The 7,761-nt window shown below is 64.1% G+C and carries 7 protein-coding genes; 2 read left to right on the forward strand and 5 right to left on the reverse strand.

Annotated elements, in window-relative coordinates:
- From EOA79_RS26720 to EOA79_RS26740, 5 genes are all read right to left on the reverse strand, one after another.
- Positions 1–265, reverse strand: a 265-nt coding sequence (locus EOA79_RS26720) for a dihydrodipicolinate synthase family protein (RefSeq protein WP_206639271.1), incomplete at its 3' end; no start/stop codon positions are given.
- A 99-nt stretch (positions 266–364) separates the two neighbouring features.
- Positions 365–1,753 (reverse strand): chromate efflux transporter, encoded by a 1,389-nt coding sequence (gene chrA, locus EOA79_RS26725; protein ID WP_095824009.1) that lies wholly within the window; start codon positions 1,751–1,753, stop codon positions 365–367.
- Positions 1,750–2,568: a sulfurtransferase/chromate resistance protein gene (locus EOA79_RS26730; RefSeq protein WP_095824010.1), complete on the reverse strand. Its 819-nt coding sequence runs from the start codon at positions 2,566–2,568 to the stop codon at positions 1,750–1,752. Before EOA79_RS26730 ends, chrA begins: the two co-directional genes overlap by 4 nt.
- Positions 2,569–2,734: 166 nt before the next feature.
- Complete coding sequence (locus EOA79_RS26735) at positions 2,735–3,523, reverse strand: 3-hydroxybutyrate dehydrogenase (protein ID WP_095824011.1); 789 nt, start codon at positions 3,521–3,523, stop codon at positions 2,735–2,737.
- A 173-nt stretch (positions 3,524–3,696) separates the two neighbouring features.
- Positions 3,697–4,230 carry a TetR/AcrR family transcriptional regulator gene (locus tag EOA79_RS26740; RefSeq protein WP_095824012.1) on the reverse strand — a complete coding sequence of 178 codons (534 nt, stop codon included), beginning with the start codon at positions 4,228–4,230 and terminating at the stop codon, positions 3,697–3,699.
- A gap of 140 nt (positions 4,231–4,370) precedes the next feature.
- Here EOA79_RS26740 and EOA79_RS26745 point away from each other — a divergent pair, with 140 nt between their 5' ends.
- Positions 4,371–5,672, forward strand: coding sequence for an efflux RND transporter periplasmic adaptor subunit (locus tag EOA79_RS26745; protein WP_095824013.1), 1,302 nt, complete (start codon positions 4,371–4,373; stop codon positions 5,670–5,672).
- Positions 5,669–7,761 (forward strand): efflux RND transporter permease subunit (locus EOA79_RS26750; protein ID WP_164893958.1); only part of this gene is annotated, 2,093 nt, incomplete at its 3' end. The genes EOA79_RS26745 and EOA79_RS26750, both read left to right, overlap by 4 nt.

Genomic DNA, 7,761 nt, shown 5'->3' on the forward strand with positions numbered 1-7,761 from the left:
CGGCAGCGTCCTCCGCCGCATCGACCAGCACGCCTGCAACGAGTTGGTCCGCGGGTATTCCCGCCGCAAGCATGGCATCGATGACCGCCTGCCGCTCCGCCGTACCGACGGAAGCGCCTTCGCCGGTGGTGCCGAACAGCGTTACGCTGCTGCAGCCAGCATCGAGACAGGCCCTAGCATGCTCGGTCATCAGCGGAACGGCGATCCGCCCGGCTGCATCAAAGGGCGTTGTGAGCGCAACCGACAGACCAAAGCGCGAACCCACCTGCAATTCTCCATTCATCAATCCGCGAGCAGGCGTAGCATACTGACATGTTAGTTGTAAACATAGCTCCGATGACGCTTGGCTGCGGCTGGAAACAATTCACAATGCCTGTAGAGCCAGTCCCGCCAGCGCGGATGCCGCGAGCGTCGGCAGCATGCCGGCCTTCAGCCCGAGCATGGCGACCATCGCCGCCGCCGACAGCAGCGCCGCGCGCCAGTCGAGCGAGGAAACGACCGGAACCTCGACGCCCCAGCCGACGCTCTCGACTTTGCCGAAGACGACATGCAGCGCGAACCACAGCGCAAGGTTCATCACCACGCCGACGACCGCTGCCGTTATCGCACCGAGCGCCGCCGACAACGCCTTGTTCTGCCGCAGCTGCTCGATGTAGGGCGCGCCGAGGAATATCCAGAAGAAGCAGGGCGCAAAGGTAGCCCAGAGCGTCAGCGCCGCCCCCAGCGACCCTGCAAGCAGAGGGCTGAGCGTACCCGCATGGCGATAGGCGGCGGCGAAGCCGACGAATTGCAGCACCAGGATCAGCGGTCCGGGCGTCGTCTCGGCAAGTCCGAGCCCGTCGACCATTTCTCCGGGCGAAAGCCAGCCGAACGAGGTCACCGCGGCTTGCGCGACATAGGCAAGAACCGCATAGGCGCCGCCAAAGGTGACGACCGCCATCAGGCTGAAGAAGCCGCCGATCTGCGCCCATACGCTCCCCGGCCCTGCCAGCACGGCGATCAGCGCCACCGGTCCGAGCCAGATCGGCAGCCAGATGGCGATGGTCCGGGCTGCGTGCCATTTGGTCGGCACGGTGTGGCCGAGCTCGCCGCGCTCGAACATCAGGTCGACCACGCCGCCTCTGTCGGCGGCGGCGTTGCCCTTGCCATGCGCCGAACCCGAAAACAGCCCGGGTGCAAAGTGATTGCCGACCCAGCCAATGAGTCCCGCCGCAAGCACGATCAGTGGAAACGGCAGCTTGAGGACATAGATGGCAAGAAAGGCCGCCACCGCGATGGCCACCATGACCCGGTTCTTCAGCGCCCTCTTGCCGATGCGGATCACCGCTTCGACGACGACCGCCAGCACCGCCGCCTTGATGCCGAAGAACAGCGCCTCGATGACCGGCGCGTCGTTGTAGAGCATGTAGAAACTGCTCAGGGCAAGCATGACCAGTGCGCCCGGGAGCACGAACAATGTCCCGGCGACAAGGCCGCCGGCCGTCCGGTGCAGCAGCCAGCCGATATAGACGGCAAGCTGCTGCGCCTCGGGACCCGGAAGAAGCATGCAGTAGTTGAGAGCATGCAGGAACCGCTCCTCGCCGATCCAGCGGCGCTCCTCGACCAATTCCTTGTGCATCAGGGCGATCTGCCCGGCCGGCCCGCCGAAAGAGAGCAGGCCGATCTTGGCCCATAGCCCCGTCGCTTCACTGAAGGTCGGCACAGCCGGGACATCGGCCGGCTGCGCGACGCTGTCCTTGGCAAGCACGGTCATTGTTGCTTACCCCCGGCCGGCCAGTTATGCGTCTCGTCCGTGGCGTCACGGCACCAGCGGAAGAAAGCGTCATAGAGCAGCATGCCGGCTTCGAGCTGTTCCAAGTCGTCGCGGAACATGCGCGACAGGCCGAGCGACGCGGCGAGGAACCCGGCAGCCTGCGGCACCAGGTCGAGACGCGCTGTATCCGCGCCGCGCACGATCAGCGCCAGACGATCGAGCGCCTCGGTGCGCAGGCCAAACTCCTCAATCATCGTGTCGAAGGTGCAGTGATCGCCGCGATGGCTCCAGAACACGCCTTCGATGTCGAAGGGCACCGCGGCGAAGCGATCCGCCACCAGGGGCACCTCGGCCGGGTCGACGAACAGGAACACGGCGCCAGGATCGACAAATCGTCGGATCAGCCAGGGGCAGGCGATGCGATCGACCTTCGGCCGGGAACGCGTGACCCATACGGTGCGACCCTTCCCGTCGCGGGGCGGAATGGCGTCGGCCGCGACCAACGGCGCCTTGGCGGCGGCCCAGGCCGCGAAACCGCCTTCCAACGATTCCGCCGGAATGCCCTCGTGGCGCAGCCACGCGGCAACGCCTTGCGAGAGCTTCTCTCCGCGCTGGCAGATGACCACGACCCTGGATCCGGAGAAGTCGGCCGCCCAGGTCGAGACGGTTCTGAAGTCGCGCCGGTAAGAAGCCGGCAGCAGCCGCGGATCGGCTTGAAAGTCGTCGTCGATGCGTACGTCGACGAGACGAGGTGCATCCGGCAGGCCGACCAGTCGGGCAAGCTGCGGCACTGTGATCTGAGTTGTTGACGGCATGGCGTCCACCTCCTGAACGAAGAGAGTTTGGACGCGATCGTTGGGCTGACGCCTCACGGGGTCGTCGCGGGGAACCCCTTAGCCAGGATGCTGGAACGCTCCCCTGCGATTGTCAAGAATTCTTGTCGAGGGAGGCGCGGCCCCGCACCTTCTTTGGAGGCTGCACTTACTGCGCCGTCCAACCGCCATCCATCGGCAGGGTCGTGCCGGTCATCTGCTTGGCCGCATCCGAGCACAGGAACAGCGCCAGCGCCGCCAGTTCCTCAACGGTGACGAACTCCTTGGTCGGCTGCGCGGCAAGCAGCACATCGTGCTTGACCTGTTCCTCGGTCATGCCGCGCGCCTTCATCGTGTCGGGGATCTGCTTCTCGACCAGCGGCGTCCAGACATAACCGGGCGCGATCGCATTGACGGTGATGCCATCCTGCGCGACTTCCAGCGCCACCGTCTTGGTCAGGCCGGCAATGCCGTGCTTGGCCGAGACATAGGCCGACTTGAACGGCGAGGCGACCAGCGCATGGGCCGAGGCCGTGTTGATGATGCGGCCCCATTTGCGGCTCTTCATGCCCGGCAGCACCGCCTTGATGGCATAGAAGGCGGCAAGCAGGTTGATGCGGATGATTGCTTCCCACTTGTCGTCGGGGAACTCGTCGATCGGCGCGACATGCTGGATGCCGGCATTGTTGACCAGGATGTCGAGGCTGCCGAACGCCTCTTCGGCCTCGCGGATCATGGCGGTGACCGCCCCGCCGTCCATCATGTTGGCGCCGGAATAGCGGCACTTGACGCCGAAATCCCTCTCGATGCCGGCGCGCTCCTTTTCGATCGCCGCGGCATCGCCCAGGCCGTTGATGGTGATGTTGGCGCCCTCGGCGGCAAAGGCGCGGGCGATTGCAAGGCCGATGCCGCTGGTCGAGCCAGTGACGAGCGCATTCTTTGAGGACAGGGAACCCATGGCAGATCTCGCACGTGGAGGGAGGGACTGTTGAAGCACATAGTTTGTGCGTCGCAACATAACAATGCCATGCCCGTATTTCGGTGCGATTACAATGTTGTGATGCAGTTCGAGCGACAGGAAGCTGGCGGTTCTAGGGCGGTCTTTGCAGCCGCTGATGTGAGGCCTGCAACCTATCCGGCTATCTTGAGCAGCGAGGAAACCAGGAGCCTGTGCTCCTGCTGCGACAGCACGTCTGAATCGAAAAGATTCATGCTGCGCAGCCCCTCGATGGCGAGGAAACAAACCAGCAGCGAGCCGAGGTCGTCCGTTTCCCCCTTCAGCCGTTCGAACAGCTGCCGCTTGAAGGCTTTGATCGGCGTCAGGAATTCCGGATCCTCGGCGATCGCGGAGAACATCCAGGAGGCCGAAGGTTTCGGCTTCTCGCAATCATCGGCCGAGAGCCGTATGTAGGCCGCGAGCGCGCTTTCATCGCTTGCCTCGGCCGTGCGTTCTTCGAGCGCCTGCTCGAAAGCATTGAGGTAATTCTCGACCAGCCCCTGCATCAGCTTGGCCTTGGTCGGGAAATTGTAGAGCAGACCGCCCTTCGACACGCCGGCCCGATTCGCGATGGCGTCGAGCGACAGGCTTCCCGGGCCCGCCTCGCGCGCCACGTCGGCTGCCGCTGCAAGTATCCTGTCGCGCGAGTTTGCCCTGCGAGCTTTCATCACGCCTTCCCTTACATTAGGCCTTGTGGAATTGACAAGACCGTCCAGACGGTACAGTAAGGCGCCCGCAATTTGAAATCGGGATTTATCGTAGATATGTGTCCCGGCAATTGACGTTGCCGGCTCGAGGGGAACTATCCGTGAAGCGCTTCTTCATCATCACCGGAATTCTGCTGCTGCTCGCCGTGGTGTGCGCCGGCATCGTCGGCTTCAACCTGTTTCGCGACAATGCGATCAAGCAGTTTTTCGCCACCATGAAACCGCCGGCGGCGACAGTGTCGACCATCGTGGCGAAGCCTTCGAACTGGACGCCCGGCGTCGAGGCGATCGGCACCGTCAACGCCGTGCGCGGCGTCGACCTGACCGTCGAGACGGCCGGGATCGTCAAGGACATCCTCTTCCACGCCAACCAGAAGGTCGCGGCCGACGCTGTGCTTCTGCAGCTCGACGATGCCGTCGAGAAGGCCGATCTGGTGGCGCAGAAGGCTCAGGCAGCATCCGACCAGGCGGCGCTGACCCGCGCGCTGGAATTGCAGCGGCGTGGCGTCGGCACCGACGCTACGCTTGATGCCGCGCGCGCGGCGGCGACCGCATCGGCCGCGCAAGTGAACAAGCTGCAAGCCGTGCTCGACCAAAAGCAACTCGCAGCTCCCTTCACCGGGACGGTCGGCATTCCAAAGATCGACATTGGCCAGTATCTGGCGCCCGGCAACTCAGTCGTCACGATCCAGGATCTGGACACGATGCGGGTCGACTTCACCGTGCCCGAACAGCAGCTGCCGCTGCTGAAGATCGGCCAGACGGTGCGGATCGGCAGCAATGCTGCCGACATGTCCTTTGCCGGCTCGATCCGCGGCATCGATCCCAAGATCGACCCGGCAAGCCGGCTGGTGTCGATCCGCGGCGAGGTCGCCAACCCGGAGGGCAAGCTGACCCCGGGCCAGTTCGTGCAGATCCGCGTCGAGTTGCCGGAGGAAAGCAACGTCATCTCGGTGCCGCAGACGGCGGTGACCTCGAGCCTCTACGGCGACTATGTCTTCGTGGTGGTGCCGCCCAAGCCCGCTGAGGCCGGCGCTGCCGCGCCAGCAAAACCGGAAGACCAGAAGGCCGGGGCGGAGAAGCCTGCCGGCGATGCAGCCAAGCCGCAAGCCGATGCCTCGAAGCCGGCCTCCGATACGGCAAACGCCGCCGACAGCGCCGCGAAGCCGCCTGAGAACGCTCAAAAGCCGGCCGAAACCGGGCAGCAACCGGCGCTCGTTCTATCGCAGGTCTTCGTCAAGCTCGGCCGCCGCAACAACGGCATGGTCGAGATCGTCGAAGGCCTGAAGGCCGGCGACCAGGTCGTGACCGCCGGTCAGAACCGGCTCTTCAACGGCATGTCCGTTGCGGTCGACAACACCGTTGATCCCAGCAAATCGGCAAACAAGCAGGTTCAGCAATGAGCTTTTCCGATATCTTCATTCGCCGCCCCGTCCTCTCGACGGTGCTGGCCTGCATGATCCTGCTCCTGGGTTTCCAGGCCATCTTCAACCTGTCGATCCGCCAGTATCCGAAGGTTGACGAGACGGCGATCACCATCACCACGGCCTATCCCGGAGCCAGCGCCGACCTGATTCAGGGCTTCATCTCTGCGCCGATCGCGCGCGCCGTCGCCTCGACGGAAAACATCGACTACGTCACCTCGTCGAGCCGCCCGTCTTCGAGCACGGTGACCGTGCAGATGAAGCTCGGCTCCAACCCCGATGTTGCGTTGACCGAGGTGCTGTCCAAGGTTCAAGGCGTGCGCGGCACCTTGCCGGATGCCGCCAAGGATCCGGTGATCGTCAAGGGCACCGGCCAGCAGTTCGCGATGATGTATATCTCGATGCAGAATCCGAACATGACCAAGGAGCAGTTGACCGAGTACATCGAGCGCGTCGTGCGGCCGCGCATCTCGACCGTGGAAGGCGTCGCCGACGTCCAGATCTTCGGCGCCGAGGAATATTCGATGCGGGTCTGGATCGACCCGGTCAGGCTCGCCGCCCGCGGCGCCACGGCCGCCGACGTGCTGACTGCGATCAACAATTCCAATTTCCTGTCCGCGCCCGGCAACACACAGAACGAGTATGTGGTTTCCTCGATCGCGGTTCTCTCGACCCTGCAGACGCCGGAAGCCTTCGCGCAGCTCCCCATCCGCTCGACCGACGGCCAGGTGGTGCGGCTGCGCGATGTGGCGCGGGTCGAGCTTGGCGCCGCCAGCACCGACACGAGGGTGAGCTTCAACGGCAAGCCGGGCACCTTCCTGGCCATCTTCCCGACGCCTGCCGCCAATCCGCTGACGACTGCCGAGGCGATCCACAAGATCGTGCCGGTGATCCAGGATACGTTGCCGAAGGGCATGACGATCGAGATCGTCTACGATTCCACCGAGCAGATCAGCGCCTCGATCGAGGAGGTGTTCAAGACCATCGGTGAGGCTGTCGCCATCGTCATTCTCGTCATCCTGCTCTTCCTCGGATCCTTCCGCTCGGTGATGATGCCGATCGTGACCATCCCTCTGTCGCTGATCGGCGTCTGTTTCATTCTGTTTGCGGTAGGCTATTCGATCAACCTTCTGTCGCTGCTTGCCATGGTGCTGGCGATCGGCCTTGTCGTCGACGACGCCATTGTCGTGGTGGAGAACATCCACCGCCATATGGAGGAAGACGGCATGTCGCCGATGCAGGCGGCTTTCAACGGCATGCGCGAGATCTTCTCGGCAATCGTCGCCATGACCATTACGCTGGCCGCCGTGTTTGCGCCGCTTGCCTTCACCGGCGGTCTGACCGGCGCGCTGTTCCGCGAGTTCGCGGTCACGTTGGCCGGCTCCGTGGTGCTGTCCGGCCTGATTGCGGTGACCATCACGCCGATGATGTCGGCTCGCCTCTTGAAGGCCGGCGCGCACGGCCGCTTCCAGCGCATCGTCGACGGCACCTTCAGCCGTGTCGAGCGCCTCTACGAGCGGGCCGTGACCGCTTCGCTCAGAAACAGGCCGGTTACCTTTATCATCGTCGTCGCGCTGGTCGCGCTCACCGGCTTCATGTTCACCAAGACCTCGACCGAACTGGCGCCGGAGGAAGACCAGGGCTTCCTGCTTTCCATCGTAACCGCCCCGCGCTACGCGACCTCGGACTACACCGAGACCTACGTCAACCAGATCCTCGGTCTTGTTAAGGACATTCCGGAAACGCGGGCGCAGTTCTCGGCGGTCGCCTTCGGCGGCGCCACCAACGGCGCCTTTGTCGGCTTTGCCTTCAAGGACTGGGCCGAACGCCAGCGCAGCTCGAAGGAGATCCAGGCCGACATCACCGGTCGCTTGGCCAAGGTCGCTGGCGTCGAGGCTTTCGTCTTCGCGCCGCCGACGCTGCCCGGCTCGGGCGGCGGCCTGCCGATCTCGATGGTGGTTCGCTCGACCGGCGATCCCTCGGAAGTCTTCGACCAGGCCGAGAAGATCAAGAACAAGGCGCAGGCTTCCGGCCGCTTCATCGTCGTGCAGAACTCGATGTCCTATGA

Origin of the sequence: Mesorhizobium sp. M1A.F.Ca.IN.020.03.2.1, from assembly GCF_004023205.1 — a bacterium.
Lineage (GTDB): Bacteria > Pseudomonadota > Alphaproteobacteria > Rhizobiales > Rhizobiaceae > Mesorhizobium.

Excerpts from the sequence above, each read along its gene's own strand:
- EOA79_RS26735 (WP_095824011.1), bottom strand. The coding sequence starts at position 3,523 with ATGGGTTCCCTGTCCTCAAAGAATGCGCTCGTCACTGGCTCGACCAGC.
- EOA79_RS26730 (WP_095824010.1), bottom strand. The coding sequence starts at position 2,568 with ATGCCGTCAACAACTCAGATCACAGTGCCGCAGCTTGCCCGACTGGTC.
- EOA79_RS26740 (WP_095824012.1), bottom strand. The coding sequence starts at position 4,230 with ATGAAAGCTCGCAGGGCAAACTCGCGCGACAGGATACTTGCAGCGGCA.
- chrA (WP_095824009.1), bottom strand. The coding sequence starts at position 1,753 with ATGACCGTGCTTGCCAAGGACAGCGTCGCGCAGCCGGCCGATGTCCCG.